At 73.4% G+C, this 22,248-nt stretch carries 13 protein-coding genes; 11 read left to right on the forward strand and 2 right to left on the reverse strand.

What is annotated here, in order from left to right:
* The first annotated feature begins 100 nt into the window (after positions 1-100).
* The 4 genes from MNZ27_RS05835 to MNZ27_RS05850 are packed head-to-tail and all read left to right on the forward strand — an operon-like array spanning position 101 to position 13,091.
* Entirely contained in the window at positions 101-10,201 is a 10,101-nt protein-coding gene (locus tag MNZ27_RS05835) for a CxxxxCH/CxxCH domain c-type cytochrome (protein ID WP_242393101.1), read from the forward strand.
* Positions 10,202-10,239: 38 nt separating this feature from the next.
* Positions 10,240-11,529, forward strand: coding sequence for a rhodanese-like domain-containing protein (locus tag MNZ27_RS05840; RefSeq protein WP_242393102.1), 1,290 nt, complete (start codon positions 10,240-10,242; stop codon positions 11,527-11,529).
* Positions 11,530-11,583: 54 nt separating this feature from the next.
* Positions 11,584-12,174 carry a hypothetical protein gene (locus tag MNZ27_RS05845; RefSeq protein ID WP_242393103.1) on the forward strand — a complete coding sequence of 197 codons (591 nt, stop codon included), beginning with the start codon at positions 11,584-11,586 and terminating at the stop codon, positions 12,172-12,174.
* A complete protein-coding gene (locus MNZ27_RS05850; RefSeq protein WP_242393104.1) occupies positions 12,171-13,091 on the forward strand; it encodes a hypothetical protein in 921 nt (306 codons plus the stop codon). Before MNZ27_RS05845 ends, MNZ27_RS05850 begins: the two co-directional genes overlap by 4 nt.
* Here the strand turns inward: MNZ27_RS05850 and MNZ27_RS23930 are convergent.
* Both MNZ27_RS23930 and MNZ27_RS05860 read right to left on the reverse strand, forming a co-directional pair.
* Positions 13,072-13,791, reverse strand: a complete 720-nt coding sequence (locus MNZ27_RS23930; RefSeq protein ID WP_242393105.1) for a hypothetical protein — start codon at positions 13,789-13,791, stop codon at positions 13,072-13,074. The genes MNZ27_RS05850 and MNZ27_RS23930 overlap by 20 nt on opposite strands.
* Positions 13,788-15,332 (reverse strand): STT3 domain-containing protein, encoded by a 1,545-nt coding sequence (locus tag MNZ27_RS05860; protein ID WP_242393106.1) that lies wholly within the window; start codon positions 15,330-15,332, stop codon positions 13,788-13,790. The genes MNZ27_RS23930 and MNZ27_RS05860 overlap by 4 nt, the downstream gene beginning before the upstream one ends.
* A 183-nt stretch (positions 15,333-15,515) precedes the next feature.
* On the opposite strand from MNZ27_RS05860, the gene MNZ27_RS05865 reads away from it, so the two are divergent.
* From MNZ27_RS05865 to MNZ27_RS05890, 7 genes are all read left to right on the forward strand, one after another.
* Complete coding sequence (locus tag MNZ27_RS05865) at positions 15,516-16,934, forward strand: cytochrome c biogenesis protein ResB (protein WP_242393107.1); 1,419 nt, start codon at positions 15,516-15,518, stop codon at positions 16,932-16,934.
* A gap of 31 nt (positions 16,935-16,965) precedes the next feature.
* The gene (ccsA, locus tag MNZ27_RS05870; protein ID WP_242393108.1) at positions 16,966-17,808 is read left to right on the forward strand and encodes a cytochrome c biogenesis protein CcsA; all 843 of its coding nucleotides are present in this window, start codon (positions 16,966-16,968) and stop codon (positions 17,806-17,808) included.
* Between the two features lie 26 nt (positions 17,809-17,834).
* Complete coding sequence (locus MNZ27_RS23440) at positions 17,835-17,957, forward strand: hypothetical protein (protein ID WP_277957633.1); 123 nt, start codon at positions 17,835-17,837, stop codon at positions 17,955-17,957.
* A gap of 3 nt (positions 17,958-17,960) precedes the next feature.
* Positions 17,961-19,610 (forward strand): spermidine synthase, encoded by a 1,650-nt coding sequence (locus MNZ27_RS05875; RefSeq protein ID WP_242393109.1) that lies wholly within the window; start codon positions 17,961-17,963, stop codon positions 19,608-19,610.
* On the forward strand, positions 19,607-20,956 hold the full coding sequence (locus MNZ27_RS05880; protein ID WP_242393110.1) for a B12-binding domain-containing radical SAM protein: 1,350 nt from the start codon (positions 19,607-19,609) through the stop codon (positions 20,954-20,956). Before MNZ27_RS05875 ends, MNZ27_RS05880 begins: the two co-directional genes overlap by 4 nt.
* A 1-nt stretch (position 20,957) precedes the next feature.
* Positions 20,958-21,347, forward strand: a complete 390-nt coding sequence (locus tag MNZ27_RS05885) for a hypothetical protein (protein ID WP_242393111.1) — start codon at positions 20,958-20,960, stop codon at positions 21,345-21,347.
* A 235-nt stretch (positions 21,348-21,582) separates the two neighbouring features.
* Complete coding sequence (locus MNZ27_RS05890; RefSeq protein WP_277957634.1) at positions 21,583-22,239, forward strand: succinate dehydrogenase cytochrome b subunit; 657 nt, start codon at positions 21,583-21,585, stop codon at positions 22,237-22,239.
* The last annotated feature ends 9 nt before the right edge of the window (positions 22,240-22,248 follow it).

Consider the following 22,248-nt stretch of genomic DNA (forward strand, 5'->3'; position numbering starts at 1 on the left):
CCCGGATTCGTGTATCTGCACCCGGGAGGCGGGCATGGCGGCGCATCTCCACACAGACGCTCGACGAGATCTCGCTGGGCGCTGGTGGACTCGGCTCTGGATGACGACGGCCCTGCTGCTCGGCTTGCCAGACCCGGCGCTGGCGGTAACGGTCACGAGTTACGCGACGACCAACGCCGTGGTCACGACCGGCTGGACGGTCCCGACCAACGCCTACGCGGCGGACGCGAGTTACGCGACGGCGACGCCCAGTGGCAGGAACGTGAGCATCACCTCGGACTTCGGGGGCTTCGGGTTCGACACGTCGATCCCCGCGGGGTCCACCATCAACTCCGTTACGATCGAGGTCGCCTGGTACGCCTCCACGGCCGCGTCCGTCGCGAACCTCGGCCTGCAGCCTGTCGCGAACGGCGGCACGCTCTCCGGTACCGAAGCCATCGACTCGAGCGAACCGGCCACCACGACCGCGTACACCGCGCAGTTCACCGGGCTCACGCGCGCGGACCTCCTGGACGGCGGCGCCAGCCCGTTCATGGCGCGCGTCCGCGCGAACCGAGGGGCCAGCAACACCTCGTTCACGGCCTATCTCGACTACGTCCGGGTCACCGTGGACTACACCCCGTCCGTCATCATCGGCAACGGCAGCGATCCGACCGGCACGACCGTCTCCGCCGGCTCGACGGCGGTGCTCGACACGTTCACGCTCTCCACCAGCACGTCCTCGACGACGGTGAACGCGGTCGCGACGTCGCTGACCGGGAACACGGCGCTGACGAGCCTCTCGCTGTGGACCGGCGCCGGGTGCACCGGGACGAACCTCGCCACCGTGACCAGCCCGGGCCCGACCCCGAGCTTCTCGGGCCTCTCGCTGCCCGCCAGCACCACCTCGGCCTCGACCACGTACTACGTCTGCGGGACCGCCGCGACCGTCGCGGCGGACACGACCGTCTCGGTGAACGTCACCGGGGTGACGCCCGCGAGCGGCACGTGGGGCGTCACGGACTCCGACACGGGGCCGAGCTTCACGGTCGCCGCCCCGGTCCTGCTCACGATCGGGAACGGCTCGAGCGCGGATCCGGCCGGGACCGCCTTGAACGCGGGCACGACGACCGCCCTCGACTACTTCACGCTCGCCACGAGCACCGGCACGAGCACCGTGAGCGCGATCGCCGTCCAGCTCACCGGGAACACGGCGCTGTCGAGCCTCGAGCTCCGCGCCGGCACCGGGTGCGGCGGAGCCCTCGTCGGATCTGCCATCAACGGCCCGGGCAGCGCTCCGACCTTCTCCGGGCTGACGCAGAGCATCGGCACGACCGCGACGAGCTACACCCTCTGCGGCACGGGCGCGGTGGTCGCGTCGAGCACGATCGTCAACGCCAACGTCTCCGGGGTGACGTACTCCGGGGCCTACACGGTCCAGGACGGCGACGCCGCGAACGACTTCACGGTGAACGCCTCGTCGCTGACGATCGGGAACGGCAGCGATCCGACCGGGACGACGATCTCCGCCGGCTCGACGGTCGTGCTCGACACCTTCACGCTCTCGACGAGCGCGAGCTCGACCACGGTGACGGCGGTCGCGACCGCGTTGACGGGGAGCACGGCGCTGACGAGCCTCGACCTCTGGACCGGCGCCGGGTGCACCGGGACCAACCTCGCCAGCGTGACCAGCCCCGGCGCGGCCCCGAGCTTCGGGAGCGTCTCCCTGCCCGCCAGCACCACCTCGGGGTCGACGACGTACTACCTCTGCGGGACTGCGGCCGCCGTCGGCACCAGCACGACGGTGGCCGTCCACGTCACGGGCGCCACCGCCGCGAGCGGCTCCTGGGCCGTCACGGACGGCGACACCGGCCCGAGCTTCACCGTGAGCGCCTCCGCCGGCACCATCACGATCGGCAACGGCTCCGCGGAGCCGACGAGCCAGAGCCTGAGCTCCGGCCAGACCCTCGCCCTCGACACGTTCACCCTCGGGAGCACGGCCACGGCGACGGTCACCGAGGTGAAGGTCAGCCTCACGAACGGCGGGGCGCTCTCGGCCATCTCGGTCCAGAGCTCGAGCACCTGCTCGGGCGGGACCGTCTACGGGACGCTGTCGTCCCCGGTGAGCGGGAACAACACCATCCCGCTCACCACCTCCATCACCGCGAGGACCAACACCGGGAACACCGATCGCTACCTGTGCGCGACCGGCGGCACCGTCGGGAGCTCGACCGCGGTGACCGGGACCGCCTACGCCGCGACGGCGACGGGCTTCGCCTGGGTGGACAACGACACCACCAGCGCGACCCTCACCGTGCTCGCCGCCGCGCCCTCGAACCAGACCACGCTCGTCCCCGGGACCGATCCCGCCGGCGCCGTGATCTGCCCCGGCGCCACGACGCCGGTGTACCTGGACCAGCTCGGCTTCACGGTGACCGGGACCGCGGACACCATCGGCACCGTCACGTTCCAGGGGCTCGGCGCGTCCGCGCCGCTCGCCTCCATCGAGCTGCGGGACAGCGCCGGGGCGGCGCTCTCGCCGGCGCGGACCGGCACGCCCACCGGCGACACCTACACCTTCGGCGCCGCGAGCCTCGGCGCGCCCGTCGGGACCACGTATTACCGGCTCTACGGTACGGCGAAGGGGCACGCCGCGCTCGCGAGCGGTACGTACACGGTGCAGCCGCGGGTCCAGAGCTACACCTCGTCCAACACGCAGGGCGCGGGGGCCGACACGGCGAACGCGTTCACCGTGGACAACCAGGCGCCGGCCGAGGGGACGTGGGGGACGGTCACGCCGGGCGACAACCAGGTCCAGCTCGCGTGGACCAACCCCACCGACGCCGCCCTGAGCCAGATCGTGGTGCTCCGGCGCAAGACGAGCACCGCGTTCACCGAGACCCTCACCGACGGCGCGGGGGCGCCCACCGAGGGCTCGACGACGAGCGGCGGGAGCACCGTCGTCTACTCGCGCGCCGGGACCTCCGGCGGGGCGGTCTCGTTCACCGACACGAGCGCGGTGGACGGGAACACCTACGTGTACCGGCTGTACGCCATGGACGGCTGCGGCAACTTCAGCGCCGGCGTGGCGAGCGGACCGTGGACGCCCGCGGGCGCGTTCGTGGCCGAGGGCAGCACGGTCCCCGGCGCGCCGATGGTCTCGATCGTCAACCCGCTCACGGGCAGCACGGTGAGCGGGACCTTCCGCGTCCAGATCCGGGTGTTCAACTCCGCGGCGCAGGGGGGCATCGCCGGCCTCACCGCGAACAGCCTCGCGTACAGCCTCGACAACGGCACGACGTGGAGCAGCACCAACCTCACCGCGCTGACCGCCTACGACACGCTCTCCGGCGGCGTCCTGACCGGCCGGACGTACGAGGTGCAGCTCACGCCCGCGGCGGGCGGGCACACGCTGCGCGCGAAGGCCTCCAACGCCGTCGCGACGGACGTGCTCTCGAACGGCGTCGCCCTCACCGTCGCGGCGACGAGCACCGGCGACGGAAACCTGCTCGTCCGCGACAACTCGGCGCAGCTCTGCACCGACTGCCACGCGCTCCAGGGGCACACGAGCGAGGTCACCGGCAGCGCGCGCGGCTCGTGGTCCACCACCTGTCGCGACTGCCACACGCCGCACGGGACGACGAACCTCTCCCTCGTCGCGCCCCAGATCACCCCGCCCGCGATCACCGGCGCGCAGTCGGCGAAGACCGTCTCGTTCCTGTCCAAGAGCGGCTACGCCGCGAGCTCGTACGCGAGCAGCGCCAACAACGGTCCGTGTCAGGTCTGCCACACGCAGACGCAGTACTATCGGGCCGACGGCACGTCGCCGGGCGGATCCCACGAGACCGGCCCGTGCTCCTCCTGTCACGCGCACGCGAAGGGGCTCGCGGCGACCTGCACCACCTGCCACGGCACCGAGGGACGAGGTTCCATCGCGGGGGCCGACGCCAAGCAGCCGGGCGCGCCGCCCGCCGTCGCGACCGGCGCGACGGTGTTCGTCGCCAACGGCGGCGCGCACGTCGCGCACGTGAACCAGGCCTCCCTCCGGGCGGCCCCGCTCGCCTGCGCGAGCTGCCACCCGAGCCCCAACACGCACCAGAGCCCGAGCCAGACCGACGTGGCCTGGGCCGGGCTCGCCAGCACCGGCGGCCTCACGCCCACGCCGGCCGCCGGCGCGGTCGCCACCGCCTGGACGACCGCCCCGACCTGCAGCAACTACTGCCACGGCGCCTCGCTCACGCGGGCCGCGGGCAGCAAGACCACCCCGGCCTGGAACGGCGCCTCGACCGACGCCGCGTGCGGGACCTGCCACGCGGTGCTCCCGCCGGTCGGCGGCGCCACCGCGGGCGTGCACCCGCAGAACCAGGGCTGCGCGACGTGCCACGGCGCCGGGTACGCCTACAACGCCGGCGCCGGCAGCGTCGTCGATCCGGCGAGGTCGAAGCACATCGACGGCACGCTGGATCGGCCGAACGGCTGCACCGCCTGCCACGGCAAGCTCACCGGGACGAGCGGCACGGTCGTGCCGAGCGGCGATCCCCAGGCGGCGCCGGGCTACGACGCGCTCTCGGTGGACACGCGCGGCAGCACCGACAGGGCCCAGCTCGGCGTCGGCGCGCACGTCAAGCACGTGAACGCCGGGCTGATGTCGGCGAAGAGCTGCAGCGTGTGCCACGGCTCGACGCCCGCGGACGAGGCGCACGCGAACGGGGCGGTGGCCATCGGCTGGAGCGCGCCCGCCAACGCGGGGGGCGTCACGCCCACCTGGGCGAGCCCGAATTGCACCAATTATTGCCACTCGAGCGGCAAGCCGATCGGCGGCACCGTCACGCCGGCCGCGGCGATCGCCTGGACGAGCCAGACCGCCCTCGGGTGCACCAGCTGCCACGCCTCCACCGGCCTCGCGACGAACGGGCACGCGAAGCACGTCTCGACCTACGGGATCGGGTGCCAGGCCTGCCACGCGGCCACGACCGACACGGGGGCGAGCATCGTCTCCGGCGGCGGCGCGCACGTGAACGGCGCCAACGACGTGAGCTTCGCCGCGCTCGACGCGTACGTCGGGGGCGGCAACTACGACACGCTCGCCTACACCTGCTCCAACACCTACTGCCACTCGAACGGCCAGGACCGCTCGAACCCGTTCACGTCCGGGCCGTCGCGCGCCTGGAACGGCGGCGCCGGCGGCTGCAGCGCCTGCCACGCCACCGGCACGGCGCTCGCGACCGGCTCGCACGCCGCCCACGTGAACCATGACGGAACGTCCGGGTTCGGCGCGAACTCCACCTGCCAGCAGTGCCACGCCGGGACGACCGCGGACGGCGCGACCATCGCCTCGACGACGCTGCACGTGAACATGGCGGCGGACGTGGACTCGACGCACACGTACTCGAGCGCCGCGAAGTCCTGCGCGACGTACTGCCACTCGTCGGGGCAGGGCGGCACCGCCACCCCGCAGAAGTACAGCGACATGGCGTGGGGCATTGCGCTCACCAACGACTGCATGCAGTGCCACGGGCGGTACAGCCCGGCGGACTTCACGTCGCGGTTCGGCGAGCCGAACTACGCGAACGGCGGCGCGGGGACGGCGACCGCGAACAGCCACGGGGCGCACGTGAAGAGCGCGGCGGACTGCTACACCTGCCACAAGGCCACGGTGACCGCCGCCGGGAACGCGATCGCGACCGGCGCGACGACGCACACGGACGGCAACCGGCAGGTCCTGTTCGACGGCGCGACCGCCGGGACCGGCGCGACCTACTCCAACGACGCGAACAAGCGCTGCAGCAACGTGAGCTGCCACGGCTCCGGCACGCCGCAGTGGGGCGGCGCCTCGCTGCTCTGCAGCGACTGCCACGTCGGCGCCTCGGACACGAACAGCTTCGCGTTCGGGACGGCGGGCATCGTCAACACGACGGAGTGGACGAGCGTCGGGCATGGCAAGACCTCGATCGGCGCGGCCGCCACGCCGTGCCTGTACTGCCACGACGGCTCCACGTCCGCGCCGCACGACAGCACCACCAACCCGTTCCGCCTGCGCGGGGCGACCGGGACGGGCGGGGCGGTGACCAACGGCAACTACAGCGCGCTGACCGCGTCGTCCGCGAACCAGGTCTGCTTGAACTGCCACGCCGCCTCCGGGGCGAACGGCGTGGATCCCGACGGGGTGGGCGCGAACCCGCTCATCACCGGCGCGACGAAGATCGACGCGTACCACTACGGCGCCGCGCACACCGCGGCGGGGACCACCGGCGGCGCCCGGTGCTGGGACTGCCACGATCCGCACGGCGACGGGTCGAACATCAAGATGATCGGCGCGGACGTGGTGAAGACCTCGACCGACAACCACAGCTGGGCCGCCGCCCGGACCCCGGGCGTGACCTTCACGGCCGACGCGACCGGCACGGACTTCGCGAACACCTCGGCGACCAGCCTGTGCCGCGCGTGCCACACCACGGCGGCGCACTACAACGCGACCACCAACGACGGCCACAACAGCGGCGCGAGGTGCGTGGCGTGCCACGCGCACGAGCAGACCGGCGGCCTCGCGTTCCACGAGGCCACCACCTGCAACGCGTGCCACAACGCGCCCCCGACCCTCGGGAAGCACGGGAGCCACGACGAGACCACGTTCACCGAGACGAGCTACACGAACGCCGCGCGCCACGGCTCGGCGACCCAGTACGGCTTCGCGTGCAACACCTGCCACGCCGGGACGCACCAGGACTCGAACAACCCGTACTCGGTGCAGGTGGTCTTCGGGAGCTTCGACGCGAAGGCGGTCGGCGGCACCTACGCCGCTGGGACGGCCCAGACCGCGGACACTGCGCCTACCGGGTCCCTCTCCTTCAAGTGGACGAACGGGACCTGCAGCAGCACGTACTGCCACTCGAACGCGACGCCGCTGGGCGGGACGAACCTCGGCGCGGCGCCGACCTGGAACGAGACGGCGTGGGTGAAGACCGGGGGCACCGCGAACGAGTGCACCAAGTGCCACCAGATGGCCGCCGACTCGACCGGCGCGTCCACCTCGACGAAGCTGTCCCACGCGCACTTCGTCCACACGGCCGCGACGAGCGCGAGCGGGTACTATTTCGGCTGCGCGCAGTGCCACTACGGCGAGGCGACCGGTCAGGCGGACTACCCGACGACGGCCGCGACCATCGCCGACAAGACCAGGCACGTGAACGGGGCGCGCGACGTGGCGTTCGACGCGACGTTCAACCCCGGGACGACCGGCTACAACCAGGGGCCTGCCTACACCTGCGCGAACACGTACTGCCACTCGAACGGGACGAACGCGTCGAGCCCGCCCGTGAACACGTCCATCGCGTGGAGCGCGAGCGCGACGTGCGCGAGCTGCCACGGCGGCTACACCGGGACGATCATCGGCACCGGCAAGCACACGAACCACGTCGACAACGGGACGCTCGGCGAGAGCTACCACTGCGACGACTGCCACGCGACGACCGTCACGGGCGGCGCGACGCCGGTCGTGAGCTACACCGGCGGCAAGCACGTCAACCGCACGAAGGACGTGTCCATCGCGGCCCGCGGGACGTACACGGACACGACGGACACCGGCACGACGTGCAGCGCGGCCTACTGCCACTCCGACGGACAGCGCGGCGCGGCGAACACGAAGGTGACGGTGACCTGGGCCGACGCCGCCTGGACCGGGAGCGTCTGCGTCAAGTGCCACGGTGGCACGACGGGGAGCCTGTTCGGCGCGCCGGATTACGCGAACGGCGGCAAGAACACCGCCACCGCCAACAGCCACGCGAGGCACGTCTCGGCGGCGACGTCCTGCGCGACGTGCCACAAGACCACCACGACGACCGGCGCGGCGATCCTCGCCGGCGGGCTCCACACCAACGGCACGATCGAGATCGCGTTCGACACGACCAAGGCGGGCACCGGCGCGAGCGCGGCGCCCGGTTCCTTCACGTCCCCGAGCACCTACGTGTCGGCGACGTGCACGAACATCGCCTGCCACGGGAACAACGCGACGGCGATCAGCTGGGGTGACACGACCCTGAGCTGCACGAGCTGCCACAGCGGCGCGGCGGACACGAACAACTGGAACATCGGCGACGGCACCCCCGCCGTCATCGGCACCGGGACCGAGTGGACGACCTACGGCCACGGCTCGACCTCGACCACCGGCAACTCCTTCTCGGAGTTCGGCGCGGTGGCCTCGGCCGACCGGTGCGTCTATTGCCACGACAACCAGAACGCGGCGGCGAGCCACCAGCAGGCCACGAACCCGTTCCGGCTGCGCGGCGCGGCCACGAGCACGGGCGCGACCAACGCCTACTCGAGCGCGAGCGTCGCGGCCGTGAACGCCGTCTGCTTCAACTGCCACGCGACGAGCACGAGCGTCGCCTACGGCGTCGATCCGGACGGGACGGGCGCGCTGCCGAAGGTCGGGCCGGCGACGGCGCGGATCGACGCGTATCACGCCGGCGGCGTCCACTCCGCGACGCTGAACGGCGGCGAGCGGTGCTGGGACTGCCACGACCCGCACGGCGACGCGACCAACCTCAAGATGATCGGGTCGGACACCATGCAGCAGGGCAGCGACGTCCACGGCCTCACCGGGACCCGCTCGACCACGCCGGCGGTCTTCACGACCACCAGCGGGTACGCGAACACCACCACCCGGAACGGCGTCTGCCAGATCTGCCACACCACGACCAAGTACTGGCAGTACAACTCGGAGCCGGCCGCGCACAACGCGGGGTCCACCTGCACCGCCGCGTGCCACCTCCACAACCAGCCGCCCAACCTCGCGTTCAAGGGGGCCGGCGACTGCCTCGGGTGCCACGGCAAGGCGACGAGCGGCACCATCCCGCGCGCGCAGATCGTCGGCGGGTCGCTCGGGTTCGCGGGCGACGACTTCCTCCGCCCGAGCCGTCACGTCTCGAACGGCGCGTTGACGGGGACGCCGATCGTCACGAACTTCGACTGCATCCTGTGCCACGCGGAGGGTGACCCGACCTCCACGGGGACCAACGTGAAGACCGTCCCCACGCTGCACGGCGGCGACTCGCAGACCGTGAAGACGGTCGACCTGCGGGACGTCGACTCCGCGAGCGGCGGGACGGTGGCGGCCCCCTGGCCCGGCTCGCGCGGCGGAGCCACCGCCCGTGCGTTCGTCGGCGGGGCGGACCCGCTCACGAACGACCGCGACAGGATGGACACGTTCTGCCTCCGGTGCCACGACTCGAACGGCGCAGCCGGCATCGCGGTGAACGCGACCAACGACGGCATGCAGCTCTCGACGAACCCGACGACCGCGCCGGTCGGGCGCGCCACCACCCCGTTCAACACGAACGACACCCGGGTCAACGCGCACGACACCACGGCGATCAACGCCCTCCGCACGCGCGTGCTCGACGTGAGGTCCCAGTTCAACTCCGGCAACCTGTCCGGGAAGAACTTCGCGAGCCACCACCAGCTCAAGCAGTTCACGCGGCGGTACACGACCGTGAACGCGAACTGGCCCGCGACCGCCTGGACCGCCTACGTCACGAAGGAGGGCCAGACCCTCAACGCCTCGACCGTCCGCGAGACGGCCCAGCTCCACTGCTCCGACTGCCACCTCAACGAGGCGAACGCCCACGGGACGCGAACCACCTGGTACATGCTCGCGGACTCGAGCTTCAGCGACGCGACGGCGGACAACAAGTTCCTCGCCACCGGGTCGCCGACCGGGACCGACAGCTGCTTCCGCTGCCACGCGCCGGGCACCTACGGCGAGGGCGCGGCGAACGCCACGACCCAGTCCCGGACCGACGCGCACACCGGGTCCTGCCCCCGCATCGACGGGCCCTCGGTGCAGACCAACCTCGGGGCCAACATCGGATACGACAACTCCGGCGACGCGACGCACCAGATCCCCTGCCTCATGTGCCACGCCGGCGGCGGCCTCGGCTACATCCACGGGATGAACTTCACCTACAAGCCGTACAACGGGACGGTCACGTCCAAGACCTACCGGTTCCAGGGCGGCGGCGGCACCTGGCGCTGGTACTCCCCCAAGGCGGCGGCGCCCGCCAACGCCACGGAGGCCGAGACGATGTGGGAGAGTGGCACGACCACCGGAGGCTGCTACACCCTCGGAGGCGCGAACCCCGCGGACACGTACGGTGGGTGCACGCAGCACTCGACGGGCGCCAAGACCTTCAGCCCCAACTACGCGCGCCCGCTCCAGTACTGATGCGCGAGGCGATGCGCGAGGCGATGCGCGAGCGAGGGATGGTATTTCGACGGGGCCCCGGGATCGTCGCCGCGCTCGTGATCGCGACGGGCTGCGCCGGGGTCCGCCCCGGCGGCCCCGGCCCGACCGACCTCCGGTCCGGCGAGGGACGCGTCGTCGTCGCCGCCGGCGCGCCGGTGATGCTCGAGGAGGGGGGTGGGCGCACGTTCGTCGCCCCCGCCCCCGGGGCGAGCCTCACCGGGATCGCGACGCTCCGCGAGCTGGGGGCGGGCGATCCGGTGCGCTACCGCTGGCGGCGCGAGGTGGGCGGCGTGCGGCTCGCCGAGCAGCTCGACGCCTCACCGGTGATCACGACGGAGCCGGCGTTCACCTGCAACCGGTCGGAGCTCGCCGTCGCGATCGAGCAGGGGCGGTCACCGCTCCTCGTGGACGCACGGCCCGCGTCCGATCACCGCGCGGGTCGCCTGCCGGGGGCGGTCGCGCTGCCGCCCGGCGCGCCCGGCGCGGACGTCGTACGGTTGCTGACGCCGGACCGCTCCGTCGTCGTGTACGGAGGAGGGCCTCGCGATCCGGCGCCGGCCGAGGTCGCTCGGCGCCTGCTCGCCGCGGGGGCGAAGGACGTTCGAGTCTATCGGGGCGGCATCCGGGAGTGGGTCGACTCGGATCGATGGATCGAGGTCTCCGCGGACGCGCTCCGCGATCTCCCGGTCGGCCGGTGGCTCGTCGTGGACGTCCGCCCGCGCGCGCGCTCGGCCGAGGCCCGTCCGGCCGGCGCCGTCTCGATCCCGCCGGAGGCGCTCCGGTGGGAGGACCTCGACGGAGAGCACCCGCTCCCGCCCGTGCTCTTCGTGGGCGCCGACGCGGCGGACGCGACGCCAGCGGCGGTCGCGGACCACCTCCGCCAGCTCCGCTTCGCGAACAGCGTCCGGACGCTCGTCCGCCTCGCGGTGCTCGCCGGCGGGTTCGAGGCGTGGGAGCGCGCCGGGCTCCCGGTCGAGCGCGGGGGGACGCCGCGCAGGGCGCCGACGTTCGTCCCCGTAGATGACGCGGAGATCTCGCCCGAGGAGTTCCAGCGCCTGTGGGCCAGCCACGGCGGCGAGGGGAGCGCGAAGGCGACGCTCCTGGACGTGCGCGGCGCGAGCGAGAGCCCCGAGCCGTGGGTGGTCAAGATCCCGCTCGCGGAGCTGGCCGGGCGCCTCGAGGAGCTGCCGCGCGATCGCGAGGTCGTCGTGTACTGCGCGATCGGGATGCGGTCGCAGGTGGCGGCGGAGCTGCTCCGGGCGAACGGCTTCCGCGCCCGCTTCCTCCGCGCGCAGTCCGGGCACTGAAGCACTGAACCATGGGCGGCGCGTCGGCCGACGGCGCTGCGATAGAATGCGCGCATGAGCTCGGCTCCTCCGGAGCGCGCGGCGCCGGCGCCGCGAACCGCGGCCGTTCGCAGGTGGGCGCGGCGCGTCGCGCCCGCGCTGGTCGGGGCGGTCGTGTTCGCGGCGACGGCGGCGCTGCTCGACCCGGCGCTGCGCGTCGAGCGGCCCGGCGCGCTCGAGGCCGGGGACGACGCCGCGGTCCGGGAGACGCTCGGCCAGTACCAGCGCATCTACGAGGACTTCTTCGCGTCCGGCGGGGGCCCGGCGATGCTGGACGCCTTCCCGGCGACGAAGGAGCTGAAGCACTTCGTGTTCCGCGACGTCGGGTTCCTGCGCGACGCCGGCATGGTGCAGGTGCAGGACCTCGCGGCGACGACGGTCGTCGCGGTCCGGCGGAGGAGCGCCGGGGTCGTCGAGGCGGACGTGTACGAAGAGTGGAATCAGATGCTCCAGACCGTGGGCGACCGGAAGCCCGTGACCGCGCCGAAGGGATTCGGGCAGGGGTTCAGGTACACGCTCCGGCGCGACGGCTCGGGGTGGCGCGTGGTCGGCTGGGACCTCGCCGACCTCCCCGCGCCCGAGCGGGACGGGAGGCGGCTGTGGTGACGACCGCGGGAGCGGCCCGCCGCGCGGCGGGGTGGGCGGCCCCGGAGCGCGCCGTCGCGGCGCTCGTCGCCCCCCTGCTCGCGGCAGGCGCGCTCGCCGCAGTCGGGTGGGTCCCCTGGGCCGAGCTGCTCGCGGCGCGGACGGTCACGATCTTCGCGGGGCTCGCCGCGCTCGCGGCGGCCGCCGCCGGAGGGCGCGCGTCCGCCTCGGGCAGGCGCGGTCTGGCCGCCGCGTGGGTCGCGGGCGCGCTGGCGCTCGCCGCCGGCGCCGCGGCGCTGGCGACGCGCATCGAGGGAGAGGTGGACGCCGGGCTCGACGAGGACGGGCCGTCCTGGCGGATCGCCCACGCCGGGCTCGCGGCGGTCGCCCCGGCGCTGAAGGTGCTCGAGGTGCCGGCGACCCGGCCCTCGGGCAAGATCCGGCTGCTGGTGGACGGCCGGGAGGTCGTCGCGGAGGCGGGCGAGCCCGTCGCGGTGGGCCGGGGGCGGCGGCTCGTGGTGCGAGACGTCCTGATCGCGCCGGCGCTGTCCGTCGAGCGCGCGCGAGGCGAGGTCGAGGGGTCCGCGCTCGTGAAGCTCGACCCCGGGCGGCGCGAATGGTTCACGGCGGGGACCTTGCCGCACCGCTTCTACGTCACGGTCCCCGAGCCGGCCGGTACGGCGCTCGCCGCGCCGCGGTCGCTTCACGTGCGCGTCCAGCGCGGCAAGCTGCGCGTCCACGAGGGCGACCTCGCGGCGGGCTCGGAGGCGCGCTTCGAGGGGATCACGCTCCGGCTCGAGAAGGAGGGGGCGCCGTGGGCGCGGATCGAGCTCCGCTCCGCGCCGGACGCGCGCGCGATCGCCTTCGCGGTGCTGGCGGTCGCCGCCGCGTTCGTGGTCGCGCGGCGCGCCCGGGGGCTCAGGGGCGCCGACGCGTGAACGCGGCCGAGGGGGCCCCGCCGGCCCCCAGGCGCAGCTCGAGCACGCGCCCCTCCCGGACGTGCGCGTCGTGCACGACGAGCGGCGTCGCGGAGCTCCCGTCCGAGAGGGTCCACTCGCTGACCCGGGTCGAGCCGTTGTAGCCGCTCGCGTAGGGCAGGCGCAGCGTCGCGACGCCGCCGGCGTCGGGCGACGCCTCCGTTCGCCAGGTGAACCGCCGGCCCGCGCCGGTCTCGACCCGCACGGTCGCGGTCACCGTCCCGCGCGCGCCGGAGACGCGTACGCGCGCCCCGGGCACGCGCTCGACGAGCATCCACCGCTCCTCGAGCGCCGGGTTCTCCGGAGAGGTCGTCGGCGTCTCCCAGACGAGCCGGAACGCGTCGAGCGCGGGCCCGTCGCTCGACGCGAGCCCGTCGTGGAAGTAGAGCCGGTTCGGCACCATCCGCCAGAACGCGTCCGTGTCGCGCACCGGCCCGCCGTGTGCGCCGGCGCGGACGCGCACGATCGCGGTGGGAGTCCCCGCCGGCGCGAACGGGTGGAGGCCGACGGCCTCCGTCACCGGTTGCGCGAGCAGGACGAGGCCGGCGCGCCTGCGCGCCAGGACCTCCTCGGCGGTCCGCTGGTCGGTGGCGAACCAGAACCGCGCGGTGTCCTCGAGGGCGCCCGCGCCACCCTCGGTGCCGAATGGGCTCGCGATCACCGGACGGTCGGAGAGGTAGCGGGCGAGGTGCCCGAACGACCACGGGGTGAGGATCGCCTCGGCCCCGGGAGTGAGCGGCAGCGCTCCCGCCGCGAGGAGGCACTCCTCCTCCTCCTCCGGCAGGACCCACGGTGGCGCGAGCAGGTGCGGAAACGTCGGCGCGACCGTCGCGAGGACGACCGCCAGCCGGAGCGCGCCCGGTCGCGCGAGCCGCGGCACGACGCGGGCGACGACGGGCAGGAGCCGCTCCGACAGGCGCGCGAGGCCGAGCTCCGCGGCGAGCGCGAGCGGTACGACCGCGTAGATCCCGAAGCGCCTGCGGGCGAGCGACGCGGGGACGAGGAGGGCGAGCGTGACGAGCAGGAGGGCGGCGGGCGCCCGCTGCGCGCTCCCTTCACGCACGCGCGCGACCAGGAACACCGCGCCGGCGACACCGGCGACGTGGGCGAGCCCGTAGCCGTCGAGCAGGACGAGGAGGTCCTCGCCGAGCCCGTCCCGGAGCCGAGGATCGGCCGGAACTCGTTGATCCGGTCGTACCAGGGGTTGGCGGCGAGGAGGGCGACGAGCCCCCCCTCGATCCCCGACCGGAGCGACGGGACGAGGAGCAGCGCCGCCGCGGGCAGCGCGGTCGCGGCGGCGAGCTCCGCGACGCGGCGTGGGATCGACGCCGGGGCGCGCCGCGCCCGGCGAAGCGCCAGGACGAGGGCGGCGCCCGCTCCCGCGGCGACGAGGAGCGCGACGTGGAGCCCGCCGACGCGCGTGGTCGCGCCGCTCGCGAGCGCGCCGGGCGGTCCGAGCCATGCGACCGAGGCGGCGAGCAGCGCGGCCGCGCCGAGGGCTCCCCCGGCCAGCGTGGCGAGCCCGGGGCCGGCGGCGTCGTCGTCGAGGAGGTGCCACGCGGCCGCGGCGACGATCAGGGGGACCAGGTGCAGCGCGGATCCCATCCACGACCAGAACGCGAGCGTCAGGACCAGCGCGAGGGCGGCCGCCGGCCACGGGGCGCGCCGCCGCGGAGCCGCTCCGGCGACGAACAGCAGGAGGGCCGCCGTGAAGAGGACGACCTCGAGGACGTGCTGATCGGCGCGGCCGAGCGCACCCGGCTCGGACGCCGCCGGCAGGACCGCGACGAGCGACGCGGCGATCCACCCGATCGTCCCGAGCCGACGGCCGAGGGCGGCGACGAGCAGCACGAGCGCGAGGGAGAGCAGCACCGGCAACGGCGCCGCGACGGCCGCGATGGCGTCCAGCGCCGGCGTCGCTCCGTGGACGAGCCGCGCCGCGCCGGCGACGAGCGCGTCGAACAGCGGCGGCCAGGGGATGTCGGCGCCGTCCGGCCAGCTCAGCCCCGGATCGCGCCAGGGGGCACCCGGAGCTCCGGTGAGCCAGTTCGCGGCGCGGAGGACGTGGTAGTGCGGGTCGGAGTCGCCCACGAGCCGCGTCCGCTCGCCGCCGTACACGATGTCGTACGAGGTGAGCCGCGTCGCCGCCGCGAGGATCAGGACGGCAGCGGGAGCGAGGACGCGGGCGGGGCTGAAGGACATTCTCGCGGTCGCAGGGAGCGGGCGAACGAGGTTTACGCGCAACGGAGAGCTCGCTCAAGAGGTGCCGCCGTCCCGCCGGGTCGCGCGTTCCGGCGCCGTGCTATCGTGCCCGACCGAGTGATCGAGACGCGTCGGCCGAGCGGGGCAAGCCCGAAGGCGGGGGAGACAGCGGCTCGTCGGGTGGTGCGCGCCGCGTCAGCCGCGATCCGAGGATTTCTCGAGGCCCTCCGGCACCGCGGCTTCGTGGTGTTCATCATCGTGCTGCTGACGAGCCTGTACGCGCTCGGGCTCGTCGTGCCCCAGCGCGGGAGCGTCTCCGCGGCGGCGTGGGCGGCATGGCGCGAGCAGCGGCCCGGGCTCTTCCGGGCGCTCGAGGTGACGGGCCTCTCCGACGTGTACCGCGCGCCGGGAACGTACGTGGCCCTCGGGTTCTTCTTCCTCTCGCTCGGCGCGGTCGTCGTGGACCGGCTGCCGCGGCTCCTCCGCCGCACGCGGCTCGACCAGGGCATCCCGCTCGACGCGGGCGCGATCGGCGGCCGCAAGGGCACGCTCGCGCTGTCCACGGCGGACCCCGAGGGCGCGGTTCGCCGGGTGGGGCGCGTGCTCGAGGCCGCCGGGTACCGGCTCCACGCGCCGGGGCCGCGCGCGCTGCGGGCGGTGCGGTTCCGGATCGCGCCGCTCGGGTTCTTGCTGTTCCACGGCGCCTTCGCGCTCCTCCTCGCGGGGGGCGTGGTCCTCGACCTGACGCGCTTCTCGGGAGTCGCGCTGGTCGGCGAGGGCGAGCCCTTCGACGCCGCGACCGGCGAGTACGCCGAGCCCGTCCGGGAGCCGCGGGTCGGCGGCCGCCGACCCGACCTCGCGTTCACCGTCGTCGGGGTCAGGCCCCGGAGCGAGGGCGGGTTCCCGATCTCGCTGCACGTCGCGCTGCTGGTCCGCGGCGACGCGGCGCCGCGGCTCGCGAACGTCAACGAGCCGGTCGAGGTCGGGAGCACCTCGGTCCTCGTCGTGTCCGCCGGCGCGGCGCCGCTGTTCACGTGCGACGCGGGCGGGGCGACGGACGGTGCCTTCGTCGAGCTGGTGCCCAACCCGACCGGACGGACCCGGTTCGCGCTCGAGCCCTGCGCCCTCGACGTCCTCGCGCGACCGTACACCTCGGAGGCCACCGGCGCGGAGGCGCGCGGCGTCATGCTCGCGAGCGCGGGGCTGTCGCGCCTCGAGGACCTCGCGGCGAGCGGCGTCGAGGTCGCGGTGCGAGGCCCGGACGGCGCGATCGCGCGCGGCGTGCTCCGGCCTGGCGACTCCATCGCGACGCCCGACGGCCGGCGCGTCCTGCACATGCCCGAGCTGCGTTACTACGCGAAGCTCCAGATCGTGGACGAGCACGGCGGCGGCCTCCTCTGGGCGGGCTTCGTCCTGGGGACGATCGGGCTGGTCCTCCGCCTCCTCCTGTTCCGGCGCGAGGTCGCGGTCGTCGCCGACGGCCCCGGCGGGCGCGTGCTCGTCGCGGTCGCGGCGGACGTCCCCGGGTGGCGGCCGGACGCGCTGCTCGCGCGCGTCGCGGACGCGGCCGGCGGTCCGGAAGGGCAGCCTTCGCGCGCTTGACAGCGCAGGTCCCTTTCCGCAGCATCGACCGATGCCCCGGGTCGAAGCGGTCCTCGTCGTGGCGACGTTCGCGCTCTACGCCGCCGGGTTCGCCCTGTCGCTCGCGGGCCTGATCTCCGGGCGCGAGGGGGCGTATCGCGCCGGTCGCTGGGCCGCGCTCGGCGGGCTCGGCGCCCACACGCTCGCGATCGCGGCGCGCACGGTCGTGTCGGGCCACTTCCCGGTCGTGACGCCGTACGAGAACGCGTCGGTCGGCGCGTGGTCGATCGTGCTCCTCGCGTTCCTGGCCCCACGGCGCCTCGCCGTCTACCGCACCGCGGGGACGGGCGCGATCGCGCTCGCGCTGCTCATCCTCGGCTGGTCGGTCACCGAGGACCTCACGGTCACGCCGCTCGTCGCGTCCGTCCGCAGCGCGTGGCTGTACGTCCACGTGCTGTTCGCGTTCCTCGCCTACGCGGCGTTCTCCGTCGCGAGCGGCGCGGCGCTCGCCTACCTCGTCCGCGCGCGGCGCGGGGGGCCGGACTGGCTGCCTCCGCTCGAGCAGCTCGATCGCGTCGCCTACCTCTACGTCGTGTTCGGCTTCATCACGTGCGCCGTCATGATCGGCGCCGGGGCCATCTGGGCGAAGGACCTGTGGGGCTCCTACTGGTCGTGGGATCCCGTCGAGACCTGGAACCTCGTCGCGTGGCTCGCGTACGGCATCCTCATCCACCTGCGCGTCACGTACGGCTGGAGGGACGCGAGGTTCGCGTGGTTCGCGGTCCTCGCCGTCCTCCTCGTCGTCGTCGCGTACTTCGGGGTGGGCGTGGTCCTGAAGGGCACGCAGCACGTCTTCACCGTCCCGACGGTCGCGACGGTCGCGACGACACGATGAGCCCGCCGCCCGGGCCGGAGGGCCGCATGGCGGCGAACTCCCTTCGCCTGCTACATCCGCGCCCGACGAAGCGCCTCGCGTCCCCGGAGGTCCCGGGCGGCCCCACGCTCGTGTACGAGATCGAGCTCCGCTCGATCGAGAAGCGGTGACGGATGCGAGCGCGGCTCCTTCGCCGGTCGGTCTACCTCGCCTTCGGCGCCTCGGGGGCCGCCGCCCTCGTCTTCGAGGTGACCTGGACCCGCACGCTGTCGACGGTGATGGGGTCGTCGACCTACGCCCTCTCGACGATGCTCGCCGCGTTCATGGCGGGGCTCTCCGTGGGCGGGATGGTCGGCGCGCTCGTGGCGGAGCGGACGCGACGCCTCGTCGTGACCTTCGCGCTGTGCGAGCTGGGCATCGGCGTGCTCGGCTTCGCCATCAACCCGATCATCCGCAGCCTGACGCCGCTCTACGTGACGACGTACTACTCGTTCCACGAGTCCTTCGTCGGCTTCTCCGTCGTCCAGTTCGCGATCGCGTTCCTGGTGATGGGCGCGCCGACCACGCTCATGGGGATGAGCTTCCCCGTCGTCGTGAAGCTCTTCGCGGAGCGGCGCGGGGCGGCAGGCGTGGGGCGCGACGCGGGGCGGCTCTACGCGGTGAACACGCTCGGCGGCATCGCCGGCTCGCTCTCCGCCGGGTTCCTCCTCATCCCGCTCGTGGGGGTCGGGCGCGCCGCCGGCGTCGCGGCCACCGTGGACGTCCTGAACGCGGTCGTCCTCCTCTGGCTCGGGGCGGGCGCGGCGCGGGCCGCGGCGGCGGGCGTCGCCGGGATCGGGGCGGCGTTCCTCGCGACCCAGATCCGTCCCCCGGCGGTCCCGACCTTCGGCTACGCCTACGGCCGGCGCTTCGAGTCGGCGGCGCTGGCGCGGCAGGTGTCCTCTGCGGCGGACGGCGCGGAGGTGCTCTTCCACGACGAGGGGATCGAGGGGGACGTCTGGCTCCTCCGGAGCGGTCCGCCGGGGCACCGCGAGACGACGCTCCTGAACGGCGGCAAGCTCGAGGCGGGCGACGACGTCTCGTTCGCGCTGCTGGGCCAGCTTCCCTACTTCACGGCCCGCCTGTCCGGGCCGGTGCGGAGCGTGCTGAGCATCGGCCTCGGCTCCGGCCGCACCCTGCGCCGGCTGGTCGAGCTGCCCGTCGAGTCGGTCGAGTCGGTCGAGCTGAGCCGGGGCGTGCTCGAGGCGAACCGGCGGTTCCTCAGCCCCGAGCTCTTCTCGGACGCGCGGGTCAGTCACGTCGTGGCGGACGGCAGGAACCACCTCCTCGTCGAGAAGCACCCGTACGACGTGATCGTCGTGAGCCCCTCGTGGGCGACGGACGTCGCGTCCGCGGGCCTGCTCACGGACGAGTTCTTCTCCCTCGCGGCGCGTCACCTCACGCCCACCGGCGCGATCGGCGTCTGGGTGGACTTCACGATGATGGACGACGCGGACATGAGCCGGCTGCTCCGGACGTTCGCGAAGAGCTTCCGCCACGTGACGGCCTGGCGCGTGCCGAGCGGAGACGTCGTGCTCGTCGGGGCGAGCTCCGGGCAGTACGCCGACGAGCGACACGTGGAGCAGCTCGCGCTGGGGGCGACGCCCCGGGCGCGCGGAGCGCTCGCGGTCGCGCTGTCGGACGCCCGCCCCAAGCCCAGCGCGTTGGACGACCTCAACACGGACGACCACCCCGTGATCGAGTTCGCGAACGCCCGCAGCTTCGTCACCGGTCGCGCGATGGCTCCCGCGGAGGCCGGGCTGGTAGACTCCGGCGCACGATGAACCTGCTGCTGGTCTCCCCCCCGTTCGGCGAGAAGGGCCAGATGTCCAAGGGGCTGCCGATCGCCCCGCCGGTCCTCGAGTACCTCGCCGGCCTCACGCGCCAGGTGGACCCGGGCGTCGGCCTCTCGCTGCTCGACGCCAACAAGGAGGTCCTCGTCCCGGAGGAGGTCGCCGCGGACGCGGTCTGCTTCACCGTCCTCACGCCGCAGGCGCCGTGGGTCTACCGGATGGCCGATCGGCTCCGCGCGCTCGGCAAGCAGGTGGTCCTCGGCGGCATCCACGTCTCGGCCCTGCCGGAGGAGGCGAAGGTGCACGCCGACGCGATCGTGCTCGGCGAGGCGGAGACGATCTGGGCGCGCGTGCTGGCCGATCTGGCGCGCGGCGCGCCGGAGCCCGTCTATCGCGGCGACTTCCCCGAGCTCGTGGGTCTCCCGCACCCGGTGACGGACCTCTGGAACACGAAGTACGTCTACGGCTACTTCCAGACCTCCCGCGGCTGCCCGCACCGCTGCACGTTCTGCTCGGTGCACGAGTTCTTCGGCGGGCGCGCGCGCGTGCGGCCGATCGCGGAGGTGGTCGCCGAGGTCGCCGCCTCGAAGCGGCGGCTGTTCTGGGGCATCGACGACAACATCTGGGGCGTGGACGTGAAGCGCTCCATCGAGCTCTACGCCGAGATGGCGCGGTCGATCCGTGCCAAGTGGTGGTTCGGCTCGGGCGACCTCGTGACCCTCGACCACGCGCGCGCCGACGAGCTGCTCGACAACGCCCGCCGGGCCGGCCTCACCGCGGTCCTCGTCGGCTGGGAGTCGAACAACCTCGCCACGCTCGAGGAGTACCGGGCGGTCGGCAAGCAGGGGCGGCACCGCCGCGACCAGATCAAGCGGATCCGCGATCACGGCATCGAGGTGATGCTCTTCACGATGCTCGGCGGCCGGCAGGACGTCCGCGCCGACTACGACGAGCTCCTGGAGCTCTGCGACGAGCTGAAGGTCTCCGCCCACCCGGTGATGACGACCCCGTTCCCCGGCACCGCGCTCTACGCCCAGTACGAGCCGTACCTCGTGCCCGGCCACGACTGGGACGACTTCGACGGCAACCACGCGGTCTTCGAGCACCCCACGCTCGGCGTGGCCGAGCGCGAGGATCTCGTGATCGACCTCCGCGCCCGGCTGTTCACGCTGCCCCGCATCCTGAAGCGCGTCGTCCAGGTCGGCTGGCGCGGGTTCCCCATGAGCCACGTCACCTCCTGGATGATCCAGTTCCCGCAGGGCAGGGCGTTCACGGAGTACGCGCGCGAGCACGCGCGCCGCCGGGCGGGCGGCGCAGACGAGGGGAAGGTGGCCTGAGATGAGCCCGGCGGCCGGCGTCGCCCTGATGATGAACAACTACTTCCACGACGTGGCGACGGCGCTCCTCGTCTCGAGCGCGTTCGCGCTCTGGGTCATGCTCCGCCGTTACGAGGCGGGCGACCGCGGGCCGGAGGCCGCGCGTTACTTCCTCGAGATCCACCGGAGCATGGCGCGCCTCGCCCGCTTCTCGCTGGCCTGGATCGTCCTCGGGGGCATCCCGCGGACGATCTGGTACGGACGGTTCGAGTGGGCGAACGCGGCGGGGAGGGGGCAGGTGGTCGCCCTCCTGGTGAAGCACGTGGTCGCGTTCGTCCTCGTCGCGTGGGGCGTCGCGTTCTGGCGGCGACTGCGCCACAAGGTCGCGGCGATCCGGCTCGAGCTGGCGTGAGGAGGCGCTCGAACGGAACCGAGCGCGTGCCCGGTTCCGATGCGTCCGGCGACGAGCGGGCAGCGCGCCAAGCGGCCGCGATCCGCTGCGAAAACCGCGCATTGCGGACGTGTCCGCTCCTTGACAGTCGCGCGCAGGTCGCAGGAAATTGCACATCCTCGCTACCTGTCTCCGTTGCGCGCTGCGTCGCGACTACGACGACGGCTGCTCATCCACGAAGGAAGGGAAAGGCTCAATGCGACTGTTCTCGGACTCGATTGGAAGAAAGGTCGTGATGGCGATCACGGGCCTGCTGATGGTCCTGTTCGTCATCGGGCACCTCCTCGGTAACTTCAGCATCTTCGCCCACGGCATCAACGCGTACGCCGAGAAGCTGCATCACCTGCCGGCGCTCGTGTGGGGCAACCGGGTGGTCATGGGCCTCGCGGTGATCGTGCACGTGATCCTCGCCATCCAGGTCACGATGGAGAACCAGGCGGCGAAGCCGACCAAGTACAAGGTGGAGCGGTACCTCAAGGCGACGTTCGCCGGGCGGACGATGATCTGGACCGGGCTCATCCTCGGGGCCTTCATCGTCTACCACCTGCTCCAGTTCACCATCCGCAAGACGCCGGGCCTGGTGCTCGAGCAGGACGCGCTGAACCGCTTCGACGTGTTCACGATGGTGGTCTCCCAGTTCAAGGTCGGGCTGATCGCGCTCCTGTACGTCGTCGCGATGGGCGGGCTCTTCCTCCACCTGAAGCACGGCATCCAGAGCACGTTCCAGACGCTCGGGCTGAGCAACGGGGTGATGCTGCCGCGCTACGGCGCGCTCGGGAAGGTGCTCTCCAGCGTCTTCCTCGTCGGGTTCGTGGCCATCCCCGTGACGATCTTCTTTGGCATCCTCAAGTAAGGGAGACAC

The organism is Anaeromyxobacter oryzisoli, assembly GCF_022690765.1.
Taxonomy (GTDB): Bacteria; Myxococcota; Myxococcia; order Myxococcales; family Anaeromyxobacteraceae; genus Anaeromyxobacter; species Anaeromyxobacter oryzisoli.